24 protein-coding genes are annotated in these 20,788 nt (G+C 65.5%); 21 read left to right on the top strand and 3 right to left on the bottom strand.

Annotated features, from left to right (window positions below; all coding sequences use genetic code 11):
- Window positions 1–46 precede the first annotated feature (46 nt).
- Window positions 47–1,084: an NAD(P)H-dependent flavin oxidoreductase gene (locus JW897_RS21560; RefSeq protein WP_205467577.1), complete on the bottom strand. Its 1,038-nt coding sequence runs from the start codon at window positions 1,082–1,084 to the stop codon at window positions 47–49.
- 116 nt (window positions 1,085–1,200) lie between these two features.
- Between JW897_RS21560 and JW897_RS21555 the strand changes: the two genes are divergently transcribed.
- The 21 genes from JW897_RS21555 to JW897_RS21455 all read left to right on the top strand — a co-directional run bounded on the left by JW897_RS21555 (window position 1,201) and on the right by JW897_RS21455 (window position 18,748).
- Window positions 1,201–1,392, top strand: coding sequence for a hypothetical protein (locus JW897_RS21555; protein WP_082158708.1), 192 nt, complete (start codon window positions 1,201–1,203; stop codon window positions 1,390–1,392).
- 145 nt (window positions 1,393–1,537) lie between these two features.
- Entirely contained in the window at window positions 1,538–2,266 is a 729-nt protein-coding gene (gene rpsB, locus JW897_RS21550) for a 30S ribosomal protein S2 (protein WP_048412250.1), read from the top strand.
- A gap of 69 nt (window positions 2,267–2,335) precedes the next feature.
- The gene (tsf, locus tag JW897_RS21545; protein ID WP_205467576.1) at window positions 2,336–3,202 is read left to right on the top strand and encodes a translation elongation factor Ts; all 867 of its coding nucleotides are present in this window, start codon (window positions 2,336–2,338) and stop codon (window positions 3,200–3,202) included.
- Window positions 3,203–3,294: 92 nt separating this feature from the next.
- Window positions 3,295–4,014: a UMP kinase gene (pyrH, locus tag JW897_RS21540; protein WP_048412252.1), complete on the top strand. Its 720-nt coding sequence runs from the start codon at window positions 3,295–3,297 to the stop codon at window positions 4,012–4,014.
- A gap of 76 nt (window positions 4,015–4,090) precedes the next feature.
- Entirely contained in the window at window positions 4,091–4,648 is a 558-nt protein-coding gene (gene frr, locus JW897_RS21535; RefSeq protein ID WP_019104407.1) for a ribosome recycling factor, read from the top strand.
- A gap of 79 nt (window positions 4,649–4,727) precedes the next feature.
- Window positions 4,728–5,417, top strand: a complete 690-nt coding sequence (gene uppS, locus JW897_RS21530; protein WP_231589187.1) for a polyprenyl diphosphate synthase — start codon at window positions 4,728–4,730, stop codon at window positions 5,415–5,417.
- A 3-nt stretch (window positions 5,418–5,420) separates the two neighbouring features.
- Entirely contained in the window at window positions 5,421–6,227 is an 807-nt protein-coding gene (locus JW897_RS21525; protein ID WP_205467575.1) for a phosphatidate cytidylyltransferase, read from the top strand.
- Between the two features lie 18 nt (window positions 6,228–6,245).
- Window positions 6,246–7,430, top strand: coding sequence for a 1-deoxy-D-xylulose-5-phosphate reductoisomerase (ispC, locus tag JW897_RS21520; RefSeq protein WP_205467574.1), 1,185 nt, complete (start codon window positions 6,246–6,248; stop codon window positions 7,428–7,430).
- Window positions 7,424–8,767 (top strand): RIP metalloprotease RseP, encoded by a 1,344-nt coding sequence (gene rseP, locus JW897_RS21515; RefSeq protein ID WP_191186532.1) that lies wholly within the window; start codon window positions 7,424–7,426, stop codon window positions 8,765–8,767. The genes ispC and rseP overlap by 7 nt, the downstream gene beginning before the upstream one ends.
- Before the next feature lie 9 nt (window positions 8,768–8,776).
- Entirely contained in the window at window positions 8,777–11,065 is a 2,289-nt protein-coding gene (gene bamA / locus JW897_RS21510; protein WP_048412257.1) for an outer membrane protein assembly factor BamA, read from the top strand.
- A gap of 18 nt (window positions 11,066–11,083) precedes the next feature.
- A complete protein-coding gene (locus JW897_RS21505) occupies window positions 11,084–11,569 on the top strand; it encodes an OmpH/Skp family outer membrane protein (RefSeq protein WP_205467573.1) in 486 nt (161 codons plus the stop codon).
- Between the two features lie 248 nt (window positions 11,570–11,817).
- On the top strand, window positions 11,818–12,882 hold the full coding sequence (gene lpxD / locus JW897_RS21500; RefSeq protein WP_048412259.1) for a UDP-3-O-(3-hydroxymyristoyl)glucosamine N-acyltransferase: 1,065 nt from the start codon (window positions 11,818–11,820) through the stop codon (window positions 12,880–12,882).
- Window positions 12,875–13,327 (top strand): 3-hydroxyacyl-ACP dehydratase FabZ, encoded by a 453-nt coding sequence (gene fabZ / locus JW897_RS21495; protein WP_043639907.1) that lies wholly within the window; start codon window positions 12,875–12,877, stop codon window positions 13,325–13,327. Before lpxD ends, fabZ begins: the two co-directional genes overlap by 8 nt.
- 2 nt (window positions 13,328–13,329) lie before the next feature.
- On the top strand, window positions 13,330–14,106 hold the full coding sequence (gene lpxA, locus JW897_RS21490; RefSeq protein ID WP_048412332.1) for an acyl-ACP--UDP-N-acetylglucosamine O-acyltransferase: 777 nt from the start codon (window positions 13,330–13,332) through the stop codon (window positions 14,104–14,106).
- A gap of 5 nt (window positions 14,107–14,111) precedes the next feature.
- Complete coding sequence (lpxB, locus tag JW897_RS21485) at window positions 14,112–15,284, top strand: lipid-A-disaccharide synthase (protein ID WP_205467572.1); 1,173 nt, start codon at window positions 14,112–14,114, stop codon at window positions 15,282–15,284.
- Window positions 15,281–15,883, top strand: coding sequence for a ribonuclease HII (gene rnhB / locus JW897_RS21480; protein WP_205467571.1), 603 nt, complete (start codon window positions 15,281–15,283; stop codon window positions 15,881–15,883). Before lpxB ends, rnhB begins: the two co-directional genes overlap by 4 nt.
- On the top strand, window positions 15,880–16,371 hold the full coding sequence (locus tag JW897_RS21475; RefSeq protein WP_048412262.1) for a DNA-deoxyinosine glycosylase: 492 nt from the start codon (window positions 15,880–15,882) through the stop codon (window positions 16,369–16,371). The genes rnhB and JW897_RS21475 overlap by 4 nt, the downstream gene beginning before the upstream one ends.
- Window positions 16,372–16,428: 57 nt before the next feature.
- The gene (locus JW897_RS21470) at window positions 16,429–16,641 is read left to right on the top strand and encodes a hypothetical protein (protein ID WP_048411263.1); all 213 of its coding nucleotides are present in this window, start codon (window positions 16,429–16,431) and stop codon (window positions 16,639–16,641) included.
- 66 nt (window positions 16,642–16,707) lie between these two features.
- On the top strand, window positions 16,708–17,229 hold the full coding sequence (gene mobB, locus JW897_RS21465; protein ID WP_304413548.1) for a molybdopterin-guanine dinucleotide biosynthesis protein B: 522 nt from the start codon (window positions 16,708–16,710) through the stop codon (window positions 17,227–17,229).
- Window positions 17,216–18,409: a molybdopterin molybdotransferase MoeA gene (locus tag JW897_RS21460; protein ID WP_205467570.1), complete on the top strand. Its 1,194-nt coding sequence runs from the start codon at window positions 17,216–17,218 to the stop codon at window positions 18,407–18,409. The genes mobB and JW897_RS21460 overlap by 14 nt, the downstream gene beginning before the upstream one ends.
- A gap of 3 nt (window positions 18,410–18,412) precedes the next feature.
- Window positions 18,413–18,748 (top strand): 2Fe-2S iron-sulfur cluster-binding protein, encoded by a 336-nt coding sequence (locus JW897_RS21455; RefSeq protein ID WP_205467569.1) that lies wholly within the window; start codon window positions 18,413–18,415, stop codon window positions 18,746–18,748.
- A 196-nt stretch (window positions 18,749–18,944) separates the two neighbouring features.
- Here JW897_RS21455 and JW897_RS21450 read toward each other — a convergent pair whose 3' ends face one another.
- Both JW897_RS21450 and JW897_RS21445 read right to left on the bottom strand, forming a co-directional pair.
- Window positions 18,945–19,568 (bottom strand): LysE family translocator, encoded by a 624-nt coding sequence (locus JW897_RS21450; RefSeq protein WP_205467568.1) that lies wholly within the window; start codon window positions 19,566–19,568, stop codon window positions 18,945–18,947.
- A gap of 27 nt (window positions 19,569–19,595) precedes the next feature.
- Window positions 19,596–20,708, bottom strand: coding sequence for an AI-2E family transporter (locus tag JW897_RS21445; protein ID WP_048412266.1), 1,113 nt, complete (start codon window positions 20,706–20,708; stop codon window positions 19,596–19,598).
- Window positions 20,709–20,788 lie beyond the last annotated feature (80 nt).

The raw sequence follows: 20,788 nt of genomic DNA, 5'->3' as shown, positions 1-20,788 counted from the left end.
TGGCAAAAACCGCCGTACCCTTGATGGGGCGGCGGTTTTTTATTGGTCAGTGGTCTAGCGCGGCGAGTCTTTGCCGACAGGCGTCCGCCTCGGCCAGGATGCGCTCGAACAGTTCGGCCACGCCGGGCACGTCGTCGATCAGGCCCTGGGCCTGGCCGATCAGCTGCACGCCCTTGTCGTGGTCGCCGTCCTCTATCGCCAGGCGGATGGATTCGGTGGCGGCGCCGAACTGCGCCAGCTGGCGCAGCGCCTGCGGCTGGCTCAGCAGGCCGCCCAGCACCACTTTGGCGATGGGCATGCCCAGCTTGCGCGCGGCGGCGCTGGCGCGCCAGGCGGCGGCAAGCGGGCCCAGCGGCTTGCGCGTGGCCTGGCGTGCGGCGGGGCTGTCCATCACTCGGCACCACAGGCCGTCGAAATTCTTGGAGTACAGGGTGTCGGCCACGCCGCGCTGGCGGATCATTTCCTTGGTGCGCTGGTGCACCGGGCTTTCCCGGGTCATCGCCAGCCGCGTGCCCATGGCCACCGCGTCGGCGCCCAGCGCCAGCGCGGCGATCAGGCCCTGACCGTCGGCGAAGCCGCCGGCGGAGATGATGGGCAGGGCGCTGGCCTGGCGGATGGCCGGGATCAGCGTCAGCGAGGTGACGGCGCCGCCGTGGGCGGCGGCCTCGTGGCCGGTGACCAGCAGGGCGTCGGCGCCGGACGCCTGCGCCGAGCGCGCGTGTTTCTCGGTCACCACGGTGGCGACCACTTTGCCGCCGTAGGCGTGGGCGCGCTCGATCAGCCAGTCGCCCTTGCCCAGCGAGAAGTTGATCACCGGCACGCGCTCCTCCAGCGCGACCGCGGCGTTTTCCTTGGCGCCCGGCATCATCAGCGTGCAGCCGACGCCGAAGGGGCGGTCGCTCAATTCGCGCACGCGGCGGATGGCCTGCCGCGTCTGCTCCGGCGTCAGCGGGCCGGTGGCGAGAATGCCCAGGCCGCCGGCGTTGCCGACGGCGGCCACCAGTTCCGGGGTGGCGATATAGCTCATGCCGGGGCAGATCAGCGGGCGCTGAATGCCGAGCAGGCGGGTGATGGCGGTTTGCATGGGGCTGGGCTCGCTTTACAATGTGGGTCTGTCGATGGCGGCGGGCGGAATGGGTTTCGAGCCCGGCGCTGTCATTGTTGTCGGCTTTGCCGGAAAATTCAAACGATTGTTTAAATATGCTGATGATCGTGTTGCTGGGCTGGCTCTACGTGGTGCTGATGCTGGCCGTGACGCAGCACAGCGTGCTGGCCTCGCTGTCCACGCTGTTCTTCCTGGGCGTGTTGCCCACCTTTTTTGTGGCGCGGATGACGCGGCGCAAGCTGCGCCGCCAGCGTGAAAAAGCCCGCGAGGCGCGCGACGAGGCTTGAGCGCTCCGCCGTCCGGTGTTAGAATCCCGCGTCCCTTGCCATCCTGGCGGGGGAAAATCATCTATTACGCACATCCGCGCCAAAGGGTGCCTCGTTTCGAGGTTGTCTGCGCGGATGGAGGCTTAACCCTTTAAGGAGTTTTTGCATGTCCACCAACGTTACCATGCGTCAAATGCTTGAGGCCGGCGTTCACTTCGGCCACCAAACCCGCTTCTGGAACCCGAAGATGGCCAAGTACATCTTCGGCAGCCGCAACAAGATTCACATCATCAACCTGGAAAAGACTCTGCCGCTGTTCGTGGAAGCCCAGGAATATGTGCGTCGTCTGGCCGCCAACAAAGGTTCCATCATGTTCGTGGGCACCAAGCGTCAGGCTCGTGAGATCGTACGTGAAGAGGCTGCCCGTTGCGGCATGCCGTTTGTTGACCACCGCTGGCTGGGCGGCATGCTGACCAACTACAAGACCGTGAAGCAGTCGATCAAGCGTCTTGAAGAGAAGCGCGCCATCCTGGAATCCGCTGGCGACACCGGTTACAACAAGAAAGAACTGCTGGACCTGCAACGCGAAGTCGACAAGCTGGAGCGTTCGCTGGGCGGCATCAAGGATATGAAGGGCCTGCCGGACGCCATCTTCGTTATCGACACTGGTTACCAGAAGGGCACCATCGTCGAAGCCAAGAAACTGGGCATCCCGGTTATCGGCGTTGTTGACACCAACAACACCCCGGACGGCATCGATTACGTGATCCCGGGCAACGACGACTCCAGCCGCGCCATCCGCCTGTACGCTCGCGGCATGGCCGACGCGGTGCTGGAAGGCCGCGCCCAGTCTCTGCACGAGATCGTGGCTGCTGAATCGGCTCAAGCCGAGTAAGCAGACGAAAAGGGGCGTAAGCCCCTTTTTTTAGACCCACGTAATCAAAATCATTCAGGAGTACGAAGTATGGCGGATATTACCGCAAAAATGGTTTCGGATCTGCGCGCGGCCACCGGCCTCGGCATGATGGAATGCAAAAAAGCCCTGGTGGAAGCCGAAGGCGACGCCGCCAAGGCTGAAGAAATTCTGCGCATCAAGTCCGGCAACAAGGCTTCCAAGATGGCCGGCCGCGTGGCTGCCGAAGGCATCATCGGTTCCTTCGTTGAAGGCGGCGTTGGCGCCCTGGTGGAAGTCAATTGCGAAACCGACTTCGTTGCCAAGGACCCGACCTTCCTGGCCCTGGCCGCCGCCGCCGCCAAGGCTGTGGTCGTAGCCAACCCGGCCGACGTGGAAGCCCTGTCCGCCGTGGAAATCGACGGCCAGTCCGTTGAAGACATCCGCAAGGCCGCCATCGCCAAGCTGGGCGAGAACATGACCATCCGTCGTTTCGTTCGCTACCAGACCGAAGGCGCGATCGCCACCTACCTGCACGGCGCCAAGATCGGCGTGATCGTCGACTTCGTCGGCGAAGAGCAAGTGGGCAAGGACGTGGCCATGCACATCGCTGCTTCCAAGCCGATCTGCGTGTCCAAGGATCAGGTTTCCGCCGACATCCTGGAACAAGAGCGCAAGATCTACACCGCTCAGGCCGCCGAATCCGGCAAGCCGGCCGACATCGTCGCCAAGATGGTTGAAGGCCGCGTCAACAAGTTCCTGGCCGAAGTGACCCTGATGGGCCAACCCTTCGTCAAGAACCCGGACCAGACCGTGGAAAAACTGTTGGCCGAGAAGAAAGCCTCGGTCAAGGCGTTCGCCATGTTCGTAGTGGGCGAAGGCATTGAGAAGAAAGTAGTAGACTACGCCGCTGAAGTGGCTGCAGCCGCCAAGCTGTAAGCGCCCAGTCGCGAGACGTATTGACGGCACCCTGCCTGCAGGGTGCCGTTTTGCAAACTGAAAACCGAATATCCAGCCAAACCGAGGTTACCATGAGCCAAGTTCCTGCCTATAAACGCATCCTGCTGAAACTTTCCGGCGAGGCCCTGATGGGCGATGACAGCTATGGCATCAACCGTGCCACGATCGAGCAGATCGTCGGTCAGATCAAGGAAGTTGTGGAGCTTGGCGTGGAAGTGGGCGTGGTGATCGGCGGCGGCAACATCTTCCGCGGCGTCGCCCCGGCGGCCGCGGGCATGGATCGCGCCACCGCGGACTACATGGGCATGATGGCCACGGTGATGAACGCGCTGGCGCTGAAGGACGCGATGACCAAGGCTGGGTTGATCGCGCGGGTGCAGTCGGCGCTGACCATGCAGCAGATCGCCGAGCCCTATGTGCGCGGCAAGGCGATGCAATACCTGGAAGAGGGCAAGGTGGTGATCTTCGCCGCCGGCACCGGCAACCCCTTCTTCACCACGGACACCGCCGCGGCGCTGCGCGGCATGGAAATGAACGTGGACATCATGCTGAAAGCCACCAAGGTGGACGGCGTGTACACCGACGATCCGAAAAAGAACCCGGACGCGATACGTTACCAGACCCTGACCTTCGACGAGGCGATCTCGCGCAACCTGAAAGTGATGGACGCCACCGCCTTCGCGCTGTGCCGCGACCAGAACCTGAACATCAAGGTGTTCAGCATCTTCAAGAGCGGCGCGCTGACCCGGGTCGTGCTTGGCGAAGACGAAGGCACGCTGGTACACTGCTGAGTTTGAAAATTGCTGAAGGCGAAAGCGGCAATGGCCGTTTTCGCCTTGTCTTTTTAAGTTTCGATTTGGAGTGGACATGATTAACGACATCAAGAAATCGGCCGAGCAGAAAATGCAGAAGTCGCTGGAAGCGTTTAAGACCGACCTGAGCAAAGTGCGCACCGGTCGCGCCCATACCGGCATTCTTGATCATGTCATGGTGGACTACTATGGCAGCGACGTGCCCATCAGCCAGGTGGCCAACGTGACCCTGGTGGACGCGCGCACCATTGGCGTGCAACCCTGGGAAAAGCCGATGCTGGCCAAGATCGAAAAAGCGATCCGCGACTCCGACCTGGGCCTGAACCCGGCCTCCATGGGCGAGATCATCCGCGTGCCGATGCCGATGCTGACCGAAGAGCGCCGCAAGGACCTGATCAAGGTCGTGCGCGGCGAGGCCGAGGGCGCGCGCGTGGCCGTGCGCAATATCCGCCGCGACGCCAACAACGAATTCAAGAACCTGCTTAAAGACAAGGCCATTACCGAGGACGACGAGCGTCGCGGCCAGGATGAAATCCAGAAGCTGACCGACAAGTACACCGTCGAAATCGACAAGGCCCTGGCCGCCAAGGAAGCCGACCTGATGGCCGTCTAAGGAGCGCCGTACCTTGTTTGCAAGCTCTACCAAGGATGTGCCGGAGGTGCGTTCCGTGCCGCGGCATATCGCCATCATCATGGATGGCAACGGCCGCTGGGCCAAAAAGCGTTTTCTGCCACGGGTGGCCGGCCACAAGCGCGGCCTGGACACCGTGCGCGAGATCGTTGGAGCCTGCAAGGAGCTGGGGGTCGAATGCCTGACCCTGTTCGCCTTCTCCACCGAGAACTGGCGGCGTCCGCAGGAGGAGGTGTCCTTCCTGATGGACCTGTTCATCCGCGCGCTGGAGCACGAGGTGAGCAAGCTGCACAGCAATAATATCCGCCTGCGGGTATTGGGTTCGCGCGAGCGTTTCAGCGCGGATTTGCAGGAGCGCATTCTGCGCGCCGAGGAAAAGACCGCCGGCAACGACGGCCTGGCCTTGAACATCGCCGCCGACTACGGCGGCCGCTGGGACATCCTCAGCGCGGTCAACGGCCTGATCGCCGAGGGCGTCACCCATATCGACGAAGAGGCGCTGAGCCAGCGCCTGTCGATGCCGTGGGCGCCGGAGCCGGATTTGTTCATTCGCACCGGCGGCGAGCAGCGCATCAGCAACTTCCTGCTGTGGCAGTTGGCTTATTCCGAGCTGTATTTCACCGAAACGCTGTGGCCGGACTTCGACCGCGCCGCGCTGGAAACCGCCATCGGCTCCTACCAGTGCCGCGAGCGCCGCTTTGGGCGCACCAGCGAACAACTGCCCGAGCATCTGCGCCGGGACGGGCGCTGAGCCATGCTGCTGACACGCGTTCTGACGGCCTTGGTGCTGTTGCCGCTGATGCTGGCGGCCTTGTTCCTGTTTCCGGCCGAGGCCTGGGCCTGCTTTTCCTGGCTGATCATTCTGCTGGCCTTGTGGGAGTTCAGCCGCATGGCCGGCATGGCCGGCGCCGGCAAATGGCTGTATCTGGCCGCGAGCAGCGCCTTGGCCGCGGCCGCCTGGTTCAGCCATTACCGGCTGGGCCCGGCGGAGCACGCGCTGACCTTGGCCTTCTGGCTGTTGCTGGTGCCGTGCTGGCTGGCCAAGCGCTGGCGCATCCGCCAGGGGCTGGCGGCCTGGCTGCTGGGCTGGCTGTTGATGCTGCCGGCCTGGTTCGCCTTCCTGGAATGGCGGCCGCAGCCCGGCGCGGCGGACGCCTTCGCCTTGCTGGCGGTGATGGGCCTGGTGTGGGTGGCGGACATTGCCGCCTATTTCTCCGGCAAGGCCTTCGGCCGGCGCAAGCTGGCGCCGTCCATCAGCCCGGGCAAGAGTTGGGAAGGGGTGTACGGCGGCGTGATCTGCGTGGCCCTGTACGTGGCGCTGGTGGATCATCTGGGCTGGATAGACATCGGCCTGCCGATCTGGGCCTTGCTGCTGCTGGCGCTGCCGCTGAGCGCGGTCAGCGTGATGGGCGACCTGCTGGAATCCTGGTTCAAGCGCGCGTCGGGCATCAAGGACAGCAGCCGGCTGCTGCCCGGTCACGGCGGCGTGTATGACCGTATCGACAGTCTTATCGCCGTCCTCGCCGTCAGCAACGCGCTGCGCGCTCTGGGCGGCATGTAACCGCAGGAACTCTATTCAATGACGAAACCGCAAGGGATTGTCGTTCTCGGCGCCACCGGCAGCGTGGGCGTCAATACGCTGGACGTGGTGGCGCGCCACCCTGAGCGTTACCGGGTGGTGGCGCTGAGCGGCAACCGCCAGGTGGATCGCCTGTTCCAACAGGCGCTGCAATTCCGTCCGGCCTATGTGGTGACCGGCGACGCCGCGTCCGCCGACGCCTTGCGCGGACGCTTGGCCGAGGCCGGTGTGGACGCCGAGGTGCTGCACGGCCCGGCCGCGCTGGTTCAGGTGGCTGCGCTGCCTGAGGCCGAGGTGGTGATGGCCGCCATCGTCGGCGCCGCCGGCCTGCCGTCCGCGATGGCGGCGGCGCGCGCCGGCAAGCGCATCCTGCTGGCCAACAAGGAATCCCTGGTGGTGGCCGGCCGTCTGTTCATGGACACGGCGCGCCGTCACGGCGCGACCCTGCTGCCGGTGGACAGCGAGCACAGCGCCATCTTCCAATCGCTGCCGCACGACTACGCCGGCAATCTGGACGCCGCCGGCATCCGCAAGATCATCCTCACCGCTTCCGGCGGCCCCTTCCGCCAGTCCTCGGCCGAGGACTTGCTGCGCGTCACCCCGGACGACGCCTGCCGCCATCCCAACTGGGTGATGGGGCGCAAGATTTCCGTCGATTCCGCCTCGCTGATGAACAAGGGTCTGGAAGTGATCGAGGCGCACTGGCTGTTTTCCGCGCCGCCGGAGCGCATCGAAGTGGTGGTGCACCCGCAAAGCGTGATCCATTCCATGGTGCAGTATCGCGACGGCTCGGTGATGGCCCAGCTGGGTTCGCCGGACATGCGCACGCCCATCGCCTGCGCGCTGGCCTGGCCGGAGCGCATCGAGGCCGGCGTGGGCTCGCTGGACTTCTTCTCCTTGTCCAATCTGACCTTCGAAGCGCCCGATCTGGAGCGCTTCCCCTGTCTGAAGCTGGCTTTCGACGTGCTGCGCCTGGGCGGCGACGCGCCGGCGGTGCTGAACGCCGCCAACGAGGTGGCGGTGGACGCCTTCCTGAACGGTCGCCTGCGTTTCATCGACATTCCCGCGGTGGTGTCCGCGGCGCTGGACGGCGTCAGCCTGGCGGGTAGCGACTCGGTCGAGGCCTTGCTGGCCAAGGATGGGGAAGCGCGCGCCTTCGCGCTGCAACAGGTGGCCGCATGCTGACCCTGCTCGCCTTCCTGGTCGCCATCGGCGTGCTGGTGACCTTTCACGAACTGGGACACTATTGGGTGGCCCGCTTGTGCGGGGTCAAGGTGCTGCGCTTCTCCATCGGCTTCGGCAAGCCGCTGTGGACGTATTGGCGCAAGGGCACCGAGTGGGTGATCTGCCCGATTCCGCTGGGCGGCTACGTGCGCATGCTGGACGAACGCGAGGGCCCGGTGCCGGAAGAACAGCGTCCGCAAGCCTTCAACAATCAGCATGTGCTGAAGCGCATCGCCATCGTTGCCGCCGGCCCGCTGGCCAATCTTCTGCTGGCGGTGCTGCTGTACTGGGTGGTGATGGCGCAGGGCGTGACCCAGATCAAGCCCCTGGTCGGCACCGTGGTGGCGCAGACCCCGGCCGCCGCGGCCGGCTTCGCCCCCGGCGACCGGATACTGAGCGTGGCCGGCCGCCCGGTGGCCAACTGGCAGCAGATCCGTCTCGCCCTGGTGGAGGCGGCGATGTCGCCGGACGCCACCGTGGTGCAGGTGGAGACCGCGGCCGGCGTCCGCGCTGAGCGCCGCATCGACCCGGCCCGCTTCGGCGACAAGGCGGTGACCGCGATGCAACAGGGCAGCACCGGCCTGACGCCGGGACGCTTCCTGCCGGAGATAGGCGCGCTGGAAGAGGGCGGCGCCGCGCAAAGCGCCGGCCTGAAGCCGGGCGACAAGCTGCTGGCGCTCAACGGCAAGCCGCTGGCGAGTTGGGAAGGCTGGGTGGCCGAGGTGCGCAACAGCCCGGGCCGGGACCTGGACGTGAAAATCCAGCGCGGCGCGGAAGTCATGAGCATCAAGGTGCGGCCGCAGGCGCATCAGCAGGACGGCGAAGTGGTGGGGCGCATCGGCGCCGCGCCGCAGCCGGACGCCGGCTGGGGGCGCCAGCTGTTGTACACCGAGCATTATTCGACCGCGCAGGCCGGTCTGGCCGCCTTGGCCAAGACCTGGGACACCGGCTGGATGAGCGTCAAGTTCATGGGCCGCATGCTGATGGGCCAGGCTTCGCTGGATAATCTTTCCGGCCCGCTGACCATCGCCAATGTCGCCGGTCAGACCGCGCGCGAGGGTCTGACGCCTTATCTGGAGTTCCTTGCGCTGATCAGCATCAGCATCGGCGTGCTGAATCTGCTGCCGATTCCAGTTCTGGATGGCGGGCACTTAATGTATTATGTCGCGGAGTTGATCAGAGGCCGCCCCGTCAGTGAGCGGGCGCAATTGTTCGGACAAAAAATTGGCTTCATCTTGCTGGCGTCTTTGATGGCGTTTGCCTTGCTGAATGATTTCAGCCGCCTATTTGGGGGTTAAAACCGATCTATGAAATTGAAATTGCTTGCAGCAGCCGTATTGGGCTTGACTTCGGCCTCCATGGCCTGGGCTGTTGATCCGTTCGTCATCAAGGATATCCGCGTCGAGGGCCTGCAGCGCACCGAGCCGGGCACCGTGTTCAATTACCTGCCGGTCAAGGTGGGCGACACCTTCAACGACCAGAAGGCCAACGAGGCGATCAAGGCCTTGTTCGCCACCGGCTTCTTCAACGATGTGCGCATCGAATCGCGCGACAGCGTGGTGATCGTCGCCGTGGCCGAGCGCCCGGTGGTCAGCCAGCTCAACATCAACGGCGCCAAGGAATTCAGCAAGGACCAGCTGAAAAAGGCGCTGAAGGACAACGGCTTCGCCGAATCGCTGATCTTCGATCAGGCGCTGCTGGACGGCGCGGTGCAGGAGCTCAAGCGCCAGTACTACAGCCGCGGCAAGTACTCGGTGGAAGTGACCCCGTCGGTGACCAAGCTGGAACGCAACCGCGTGGCGGTGACGCTGGACATCAACGAGGGCGTGACCGCGCGCATCAAGGAAATCCGCATCGTCGGCGCCAGCGCCTTCAAGCAGTCCGATCTGATAGACCAGTTCAGCCTGACCACCGGCGGCTGGTTGTCCTGGGTGACCAAGGACGACCAGTACTCCAAGCAGAAGCTGACCGGCGATCTGGAAAAGCTCAAGGCCTTCTACCAGAACCAGGGCTATCTGGAATTCAATATCGACTCCACCCAGGTGTCGATCAGCGCCGACAAGCAGGACATGTTCCTGACGGTGAATATTCACGAAGGCAAGAAGTTCACCATCTCCGACATCAAGCTGGCCGGCGATCTCAAAGTGCCGGAAGCGGACCTGCGCAAGCTGATCCAGGCCAAGGCCGGGGATACCTTCAACAACGAGCGCATCACCGAGTCGGTGAAATCGTTGAGCGATCGCCTGGGCCAGGCCGGCTACGCCTTCGCCAACGTCAACGTGTTGCCTGACATCGATCACGACAAGCAGACCGTGGCCTTCACCTTCTTCGTGGACCCGGGCCGCAAGACCTATGTGCGCCGAGTCAACATCGCCGGCAACACCAAGACCCGCGACGAAGTGATCCGCCGCGAACTGCGCCAGCTGGAAGGCGCGCCCTACGGCGCGGACAAGATCAAGCGCAGCAAGGAGCGCGTGGAACTGCTGGGCTATTTCGAAGACGTTAACATCGAAACCCCGGCGGTGCCGGACGCCGCCGACCAGGTGGACATGAACATCAGCCTGAAGGAGCGCTCCACCGGCAGCGTGTCCGCCGGCATCGGCTTCGTGCAGGGCGAGGGCGTGCAGCTGTCCGCCAACCTGTCGCAGAGCAATATCTTCGGTTCCGGCAAGTACATGTCGCTGGGTCTGTCCACCGGCAAGGTCAACAAGAACCTGTCGCTGTCCTTCACCGACCCCTACTTCACGCCGGACGGCGTCAGCCTGGGCTATGACTTGTACAACCGCGTCTACAACCCGGACGCGACAAATATTTCCGCGTACAAGACCAGCACCATAGGCGGCGCGGTGCGTTTCGGTGTGCCGGTGACCGAGTACGACCGCATCAACTTCAGCATCGGCGCGGAAAACACCAAGATCAGCACCTACGACAACAGTCCGCAGCGCTACAAGGACTTCGTCAACCAGTACGGCAGCAACAACAACACGCTGCTGGGCACCATCAGCTGGGGCCGCGACACCCGCGACAGCGCGTTGTGGCCGACTCGCGGCGCGGTGATCAAGGTGGGCGCGGACGCCGGCCTGCCGGGCGGCGATCTGCAGTACTACCGCCTGACCCACCAGCAGACCTGGTTCTTCCCGCTGACCAAGACCTTCACGCTGATGCTGAACGGCGAGCTGGGCTACGCCGACGGTTACGGCAAGACCTCGCGCCTGCCGTTCTTCCAGAACTTCTACCTGGGCGGCCTGGGCTCGGTGCGCGGTTACGACACCAGCAGTATCGGCCCGCGCGACACCAACGGCGACTACCTGGGCGGCACCCGCAAGGCGGTGGCCAACGCCGAAGTGCTGTTCCCCTTCCCGGGAATGAAGGACAATAAGTCGGTGCGCACCAGCCTGTTCTTCGACGCCGGTTCCCTGTGGGATCCGTCGGTGCCGGGCAGCTCCGCCGGCGACGGCGTGCGTTATTCCGCGGGCGTGGCGCTGACCTGGCTGTCTCCGATCGGTCCGATGAAATTCAGTATCGCCAATCCGCTGAAGAAGAAGGACAACGACAAAGTCCAGCGCTTCCAATTCCAGCTGGGTACCGTGTTCTAAAATTGACGGGGTTGTTATATGAAAGCATTGCTGTGGGCGGCCGCTATTGTGTCGGCAGCCGCCATCTCGGCCCAGGCGGCCGAGCTGAAAATGGGCTATGTCAACACTGAGCGCATCTACCGCGAGGCGGCGCCGGCGATCGCCATCCAGAAGCGCCTGGACAAGGAGTTCTCCGAGCGGCGCAACGAGCTGAAGAAGATGGAAGCGCGCGCCAAGGAGCTGGAGTCCCAGCTGGCCAAGAGCAGCCTGAACTCCGACGACCGCAAGCGCTACGAGCGCGAGTACGCGGCGCTGGACCGGGATTACCGGGCCAAGGGCCGCGAGCTGTCCGAGGACTTCAACCAGCGCCGCAACGAGGAGTTCGCCTCGGTGCAGGAGCGGGCCAACCGCGCGCTCAAGCAGCTGGCGGAGCGCGAGCAGTACGACCTGATCCTGCAAGACGTGGTGTATGTGAACCCCAAGTACGACCTGACGCCCAAGGTTCTGAAGGAACTGGACCGCTGACGGCAGGGCGGGGCGGCTGGGAGCGTGTTTGCGCTCCCGCGGGCCGGAGCGAGGCCAGGCGCGGCGGAGAAAGCGGAATGCCCATGCGGAGCACGGGCGTTTCGAACGCGCGCCCGCCGGGCCATGCTCCGCGGCGCGCGGCGGATCGCAAACAGCTTTTGGGCGGCCGCCCTGGATGCGCGCGCTGCTAGCGACGCGCCAACTCACATTACGGGAGCAAGCCGACCCCAGGTCGGCTTTCGTTTTTGATGGCTTATACCCTCTCATTCATTATCGGCAGGCTGGGCGGCGAACTGGCCGGCCCGGACCTGACGGTTGACCGCCTGGCGCCGCTGGAAGCGGCCGCGGTCGGCGACATCGCCTTTCTGGCCAATCCCAAGTACCGCAAGCAGCTGGACGACAGCGAGGCCAGCGCGGTAATCGTTTCGCCCAAGATGGCGGAAGAACTGGCAGGCGGCGAAGCCTGGGGCCAGCGCTCCTGGATTGTCGCCGCCGATCCCTATCTCTATTTCGCCCGCCTGGCGGCGCTGTTCCATCCGCAGCCGCAGGCGCAGGGCGGCGTCCACCCCAGCGCGGTGCTGGGCGAGGGCGCGCGGGTGGCGGCCAGCGCCGAAGTGCGCGAGCACGTCAGCATCGGCCGCAACGCGGTCATCGGCGAGCGCTGCCGGCTGCTGCCGGGCGTGGTGGTGGGCGACGACTGCGTGCTGGGCGACGACGTGGTGCTGTATCCCAATGTGACCCTTTACCACGGCTGCGTGTTGGGCAACCGCGTCGGCGTGCACTCCGGCAGCGTGATCGGCGCCGACGGCTTCGGCCTGGCCTGGGATAAGGACCACTGGTTCAAAATTCCGCAAACCGGCCGCGTCATCATCGAGGACGATGTGGAAATCGGCGCCAACACCACGGTGGACCGCGGCGCGATGGCGGACACCGTGATCCGGAAGGGCGCCAAAGTGGACAATCTGGTGCAGATCGCCCACAACGTGCAGATCGGCGAGCATTCCGCCATCGCCGGCTGCGTCGGCATCGCCGGCAGCGCCAAGATCGGCGCCTATTGCACGGTGGGCGGCGCGGCGATGTTCGTCGGCCACATCGAAATAGCGGACAAAACCCATATCGGCGGCGGCACCCTAGTGTCGAAGTCGATCAAGACGCCGGGCACCTACGCCTCGTCTTACCCCTTGCAACCGATGAAAGAGTGGCTGGCCAACGCCGTGCACGTCCGTCATCTGGACGATATGGCCAAGAGGCTCAAGCAGCTCGAGCGCGAGCTCAAAGAAATGAAGAATCAGGAGGAATCCCCCAATGTCTGAACACGCCATCACCATCGATGTCCGCGAGATCATGCGCTATCTGCCGCATCGCTATCCTTTCCTGCTGGTGGACCGTGTCACCGAATTCGAGGAAAACAAGCGCATCAAGGCGCTGAAGAACGTCACCATCAACGAACCGTTCTTCGTCGGCCACTTCGAGCAATATCCGGTGATGCCGGGCGTGCTGATCATCGAGGCGATGGCTCAGGCCGCCGGCATCCTGGCCATCCGCAGCCAGGGCGAGCGCGCCGAGAACGAGCTGTATTTCTTCGTCGGCATCGACAACGCCCGCTTCAAGCGCCAGGTGGTGCCGGGCGACCAGCTGACCTTCGAAGTGGAACTGATCACCAGCAAGCGCGGCATCGGCAAGTATTCCGCCCGCGCGCTGGTGGACGGCCAACTGGCTTGCGAAGCCGAAATCATGTGCGCCAAGCGCGAGGTGTGATCATGGCCATCCATCCAACCGCCATCGTCGACCCCAAGGCCCAGATCGCCGACGACGTCGAGATCGGTCCATACTCCATCATCGGCCCCAACGTCAGCATCGGCAGCGGCAGCTGGGTTGGCCCGCACGTGGTGATCGAAGGCCATACCTCCATCGGCAAGAACAACCGCATCTTCCAGTTCTGCTCGCTGGGCGCCCAGCCGCAGGACAAGAAGTACGCCGGCGAGCCCACCCGACTGGAAATCGGTGACAACAACACCATTCGCGAATTCTGCACCTTCAACACCGGCACCGCCCAGGACGTGGGCGTGACCCGAGTCGGCAACGACAACTGGGTGATGGCCTATGTGCACGTCGCGCACGACTGCCAGGTGGGCAATAACGTGATCCTGGCCAACAACGCCACCCTGGCCGGTCATGTGCAGCTGGGCGACTGGGTGATTCTGGGCGGCTTCACCAGCGTGCACCAGTTCGCCATCATCGGCGAGCATGCGATGACCGCCTTCGCCAGCGCCGTGGCCCAGGACGTGCCGCCGTTCGTGATGGCGCACGGCAACCGCGCGGTGCCCTCCGGCATCAACGCCGAAGGCATGAAGCGCCGCGGCTTCAGCGCCGAGCAGATCCGCCGGGTGCGGGGCGCCTACAAGACGCTGTACCGCCAGGGCCTGTCGTTTGAAGACGCCAAGGCCGCCATTCTGGAGGAGGCCGCCGCCGGCCACGATGAACTGGCTCCGTTCACACGCTTCTTTGGCCAGTCCGCCAGAGGCATCATTCGCTGAGATCCATGCCCGACACTTTGTTTAAAAGCAAGCGGGCACTGAAGGTCGCCATGGTGGCTGGGGAAGCCTCTGGCGACCTTCTTGCCGCCCACCTGATGGACGCGCTGCTGGCGCGCCATCCCGACATCGAGTTCGCCGGCATCGGCGGCCCGCGGATGGAGGCCAGGGGCTTCGTCAGCCACGCGCCGCAAAGCCGGCTGGCGGTGATGGGCTACGCCGAGGTGCTCAAGCGTCTGCCGGAGCTGCTGCGCATCCGCCGCACCCTGCGCGACCGCCTGATCGCGGAAAAGCCGGACGTTTTCATCGGCATCGACGCGCCGGACTTCAACCTGGACCTGGAAGCCGCGCTCAAGCGCGCCGGCATTCCCACCGTGCACTACGTCAGCCCCTCGGTCTGGGCCTGGCGGCCGGAGCGGGTGCAGAAGATAGGCCGCAGCGTCAGCCACATGCTGTGCCTGTTTCCGATGGAGCCGGCCTTGTATCGTCAGGCCGGGGTGCCGGTCACCTATGTTGGCCACCCGCTGGCCAGCGAGATCCCGCTGCGGCCGGACCAGGAGGCGATGCGCGAACAACTGGGGCTGCCGCAGCGCGCGCCGATATTCACCCTGATGCCGGGCAGCCGCGTGGGCGAGCTGGAGCACATGGCGCCGCTGTACATCGAAGCCGCCAAGCTGCTGCTGAAAACCTATCCCGACGCCCAGTTCCTGGTGCCGCTGGCCACCCGTCCCACCATGGAGCTGTTCGACCGCATGCTGAGCCGCTGCAAGGGCTGGGATCTGCCTTTGCGCAAGCTGTTCGGCCACGCGCAGATGGCGATGATCGCCAGCGACGCGGTGCTGGTCACCAGCGGCACCGCCACGCTGGAGGTGGCGCTGACCAAGAAGCCCATGGTGATCAGCTACAAGCTGTCCGCCTTGAGCTACCGCCTGGTCAAGCGCAAGATCCGGCTGCCTTACGTCGGCCTGCCCAACATCCTGTGCGGCCGCTTCGTGGTGCCGGAGCTGCTGCAGAAGCAGGCCACGCCGGCCAAGCTGGCGGCGGAGATGCAAAGGCTGTACGAGGATCAGGACGCGCGGCGGGAGATGGTGCAAACCTTCACCGAGCTGCATCAGTCCTTGCGCCAGGACACCGCCGCGCTGGCGGCGGACGCGGTGCTGCAAGTGGCGGGGCGGCAATGAGCGGGCTTGATCCGGAGCGGATCGCCGGCGTCGACGAAGCCGGCCGCGGCCCGCTGGCCGGCGCGGTGTTCGCCGCCGCGGTGATTCTGGACCCGGCGCGGCCCATCGCCGGCCTGGCCGATTCCAAGGTGCTGAGCGAGGCCCGCCGCGACGAGCTGGCGCTGCTGATCAAGCGCGACGCGCTGGCCTGGTGCATCGCCAGCGCCAGCGTCGAGGAAATCGACAAGCTCAACATCCTGCACGCCACCATGCTGGCGATGACGCGTGCGGTGCAAGGCCTGCAGCCGCAGGCGACGCGCGCGCTGATCGACGGCAACCGCGTGCCCAAGGGGCTGCCGGTGCCGGGCGAAGCCATCGTCAAGGGCGACGCCAAGGTGGCGGCCATTTCCGCCGCCTCCATCCTGGCCAAGACCGCGCGCGACGCCGAGCTGGTGGCGCTGGACGCCCTGCATCCGCAATACGGCTTCGCCCGCCACAAGGGCTATCCCACCGCCGAACACCTGGCCGCGCTGGAACAGCACGGCGCCTTGCCGGCCCACCGCAAGAGCTTCGGCCCGGTCAAGGCCTGGCTGGCGCGTCAGCAGGGACAGCTGTTTTGAGCGGCGCGGCCGCCAAATCCTGCTTTCCGCCGGTGGCGCGGCCGGACGCCCGGGTGCTGGTGCTGGGCTCTTTGCCCGGCGACGCCTCCTTGCAGGCCGGCCAGTACTACGCCCACCCCCGCAATCAATTCTGGCCGCTGCTGCAGGCGATCACCGGCCGGCCGCTGGCCGAGCTGGCCTACGCCGAGCGCCTGGAAGCGCTGCAACAGGCCGGCGTGGCGCTGTGGGACGTGATCGCCAGCGCGCGGCGGCGCGGCAGCCTGGACGCCGACATCCGCGATCAGCAGGCCAACGATCTGCGCGAACTGGCGCAAAGCCTGCCGCGGCTGCGCGCGGTCGCCTTCAACGGCGCCACCGCCGCGCGCGCGGCCGGACAGCTGGACGGACTGGGGCTGGACATTCTGGCCTTGCCGTCTTCCAGCCCGGCGCATACCCTGGCGTTTGACAGAAAACTTGAAGTTTGGCGGCAACTGGGACGATATTTGTAGATGACTGCGGCGAAAAAACGTCCGCGCTCACTGTGAAACCACCTGGGGGAAGCGATTATGGGCCATTACTGCATATGGTTTGTCACGCCGGACGACAGCGTGATGCGCCGGGCCGAAGTGGTGATCAACGGCGTGATCCATTGCCATCAGGTGCTGGAGGAAATCGAGGCGCAGCTGGCGGTGGACTGCGGTCTGACCCAGGTGATGATCGTCGACTGGAAACGCTTCGAGACGCCGGAGCAGGCCGGCAAGCTCGCTCACGCGGCTTAGGCGGCTAGCTCTTTGGTAGGAGTCAAGCCCGCAGGCGGCCATGCTATCATGGCCGCCTGAATCTTTATGGGGGCCGGCGCCATGCGCGTATTGGGTTTCGCCGGCTATTCCGGCAGCGGCAAGACCACCTTGCTGGAAAAACTGATTCCCCGGCTGACGGCGCGCGGCCTGCGCGTCGCCGTGGTCAAACACACCCACCACGATGTGGACTGGGACACGCCGGGCAAGGACAGCTGGCGCCATCGTCAGGCCGGCGCGGCGCAAGTGCTGCTGGCCTCGGCCCGCCGGCGCATGCTGGTGGAGGAACTGGCGGACAGCAACGAGCTGCCGTTGTCCGCCCATCTGGCCATGCTGGGCCCCTGCGACCTGGCGCTGGCCGAAGGCTTCAAGCATGAAGCCATTCCCAAGATAGAAGTGGTCAACAGCGCCTTGGCGGCGCCGGCCTTGCACCCGGACGACCCGCAGGTGCTGGCCGTGGTCGGCGATCTGCCGCAAACGCTGGACATCCCCTGGTTTCACCGCGACGACGTCGACGCCGTCGCGGCCTTCCTGATTTCACGATTGGACCTGCCCCATGCTGAGCTTTGAACAAGCCCGCGACTGGCTGCTGCAACGCGCCCAGCCGTTGGCCGCCACCGAACAAGTCGAACTGCTGGCCGCCGCCGGCCGCGTGCTGGCCGAGCCCGTGCTGGCCACGCTGGACGTGCCGCCGCACGACAATAGCGCGATGGACGGCTACGCCTTGCGCGCCGCCGACCAGTCCGCGGCGATGCCGGTGTCGCAGCGGGTGCCGGCCGGCAGCGTGCCGCAGGCATTGACTGCCGGCAGCGTGGTGCGCATCTTCACCGGCGCGCCCATTCCGCCCGGCGCCGACGCCGTCATCATGCAGGAACAGGCGGAAACCGGGGCCGACGGCACGGTCAGCTTCAGCCAGCCGGCCAGCGCCGGCCAGAACATCCGCCGCCGCGGCGAAGACATCCGCGTTGGCCAGGAAATCCTGCCGGCCGGCAAGGTGCTGAACCCGGCCGACATCGGCCTGGCCGCGTCCATCGGCGTGGAGACGCTGACGGTGCGACGCCCGCTGCGGGTGGCGGTGTTCTTCACCGGCGACGAGCTGGTGGAGCCGGGCCGGCCGCTGGCCGCCGGCCAGATCTACAACTCCAACCGCTACTGGCTGGCGCCGGCGCTGATGCGCCTGGGCTGCGAGGTGATAGACCTGGGCATCGTCCGCGACTCCCTGGGCGCCACCCGCGAGGCGCTGCGCGACGCCGCCGACGCCGCCGACGTGATCATGACCTGCGGTGGGGTGTCGGTGGGCGAGGAAGACCACGTCAAGACCGCGGTGGAGGCCGAGGGTTCGCTGGACCTGTGGAAGCTGGCGATCAAGCCGGGCAAGCCGCTGGCCTACGGCAAGGTGGGGCAGGCGGACTTCATCGGCCTGCCGGGCAACCCGGTGTCCGGCTTCGTCACCTTCCAGGTGCTGGCGCGCGCCTTTCTGGAGCGGCGCGCCGGCCTGCCGGTGTCGGCGCTGGCGCCGGAAGGCCCGTATCCGGCGGCCTTCGACTGGACTCGGCCGGACGCGCGCCGCAGCGAATTCATCCGCGTGCGGCGCGTGTGCGTCGACGGCCGCTGGCAGCTGGAACTGTACCCGCAGCAAGGCTCCGGCGTGCTGATGTCCTGCGCCTGGGCCGACGGCCTGGTGCGGCTGGAGCCGGGCCAGACCGTGGCGCGCGGCGACCTGCTGGCCTATCTGCCGCTGGTGCAGTGAGCCGTGCCCACCATCCGCTTCGTCGATGAAAACGGCGCGCTGCTCGGCGAACAGCAGGCGGCGGCCGGCGACAATCTGCTGGACCTGGCGCGGCTGGCGGACGTGCCCTTGCACTGGCGTTGCGGCCAGGGCACCTGCGGCACCTGCAAGGTGAGGCTGGCGACGCCGACGGCGGAGCAGCGGCCCAGCCGCAAGGAACGCAACGTGCTGCTGCGCGCCGGCGCCATCGACGCCGCCCAGGCCGCCAGCGAGAGCTGGACCGAGGCGCGGCCGTGGCGGCTGGCCTGCCATCTGCACTTGAGCGAGGAAGACTGGGAAGTGGAGTGTCCGGCGTTTTGAGCGTCAACAAAAAGGGCCCGAACGGGCCCTTGTCTTATTGCCTTAGAGCCTGTTCAAAGTCTCGCGAGCAAGGGCGAGACAAGGCGAAAACTGGCGAAAAAGCGGAATGGTCGAGTGGTACATGAGCATTTTGAGCTGGTACTCACCGTGCAACGTTTCACGAAGCGCAGCAGACTTTGAACAGGCTCTTAGGCGCTCAAGAGCTCCTGCGGTACAGCGCGATCGACCCCGCCAAGGCCAGCAAGGCGCCGCCGCTGACGCGGTTCAGCCACTTGACGCCGTTTTCCCGCCACAGCTGCAGCGATTTCGCCCCCAGCAGCGCGTAGGCGCTCATCGCCAGCACGTCTAGCGCCACGATCACGGCCGCCAGCGCCAGGTACTGGGGCAGCTGGGCCTCGGCCGGCGCGACGAACTGCGGCAGCAGCGCGGACATGAAGAAATAATACTTGGGGTTGCCCATGGCCACGGAAAAGCTCTTGGCGACGGCGGACCAGCGCGAGGGCTGCCGCGCGGCGTCGTGCATCGAGACCAGCCCGCCTTTGGAACGCAACATCTGCAGGCCGACATAGGCGAGAAACGCCACCCCCAGCCATTTGACGATCAGAAACAGGGTTTCGGACGCCGCCAGCAGCGCGCCGAAACCCAGGCCCACCAGCAGCACCAGCAACAGGTCGGCCAGCACCGCGCCCAGCATGCCGTACAGCGCGTAGCGCAGGCCGAAGCGGGAGCCGTTGCTCAGCGCGAGCAGAACCGTCGGTCCCGGGGTGAGAATGCCCACCGACATGATGAAGGCGAAGGCGAGCAGGGTGGCGAAAGTCATGGGAAGGTCTCTCCTGATGTCTGGTTTTTATTCCGCGGCCTGCTCTTCGCAGCCTGTCCCGGCCGCGCCGGCCTTGGGCTCCGGACACTCCGGGCGCAGCCAGTGGCGCAGCATGGTCAGCGCCACCGCCAACAGGGTGGGGCCGATGAAGAGGCCTATCACCCCCCAGGCGATCAGGCCGCCGATCACGCCCAGGAAGATCAGCGACAGCGGCATTTGCGCGCCCTGGCTGATCAGCAAGGGCTTCAGGATGTTGTCTATGGTGTTGATCAGTAAAAAGCCCCAGACCAGCAGGAAAATGCCCAGGCCGGTGTGGCCGGTGTAAAACACCCAGGCGGCGGCCGGCAGCCAGACGATCAGCGTAGGCATCTGCGCGACGGCGACGATGAAGCAGAGGAAGCCCAGCACTAGCGCGCCGGGCACGCCGGCGATCAAGAGGCCGATCACGCACAGAATGGTTTGCGCCAGCGCGGTGCCCACCACGCCGGTGGTGACGCTGCGTATGGTGCGGGCGATCACGTCCGGCAGCTCGCCGGCCGGCGCGCCGCCCAGCTTGATCACGATCAGCTCCACCGTGTCCCACAGCCGGTCGCCGTTGATCAGCAGCAGGCCGGACACGATGATGGCCAGCACGATTTCCAGCAGGCTCAGGCTGAGGTTGGCGCCGCCGGACAATAGCCACAACGCGCCCTGGTTCACCGCCGGGCGGATTTTCTCGAAGAAGCCGGGCAGGTCGGCCTGCACGCTGCCCCACAGTTTTTGCAGGCTTTCGCCCACCACCGGGATATTGGCCAGCCAGGCCGGCGCGTTGGGCAGCGTCAGCTGGGTCAGATCATGGGTGAGGCCGGACAGGTGGGGCAGGGTGTCGGCCAGGGTCAGCGCCATCAGGCCGATGGGGATGGCCAGCGCCAAGGCCAAGGCCAGCACGATCAGTAGCGCGGCCAGCTTGTGGCGGTCGCCCAGCCTCAGCCGCAGCCGGCAGTACAGCGGCCAGGCGGAAATGGCGATGATGGAGGCCCAGGTCAGGGCGCCGAGAAAGGGTTGGATTACGCGCAGGCAGGAGACCACCAGCAGGGCGATGATGGCGATCTGGAACACCGCCAGAATGCTGACATTGGAGAACGCTTTATTGATGGCCATGGGGCTCTCGGAAAATGAAAACGGGCCGATCTTCCGATCGGCCCGCTGATTCTGCAATGCAATGGGCGTGAATGCAATTG

Origin of the sequence: Chromobacterium alkanivorans, from assembly GCF_016937655.1 — a bacterium.
GTDB classification, from domain to species: domain Bacteria; phylum Pseudomonadota; class Gammaproteobacteria; order Burkholderiales; family Chromobacteriaceae; genus Chromobacterium; species Chromobacterium alkanivorans.
The sequence above is the reverse complement of the archived record's forward strand: the minus strand, read 5'-3'. Positions and strand labels throughout refer to the sequence as shown.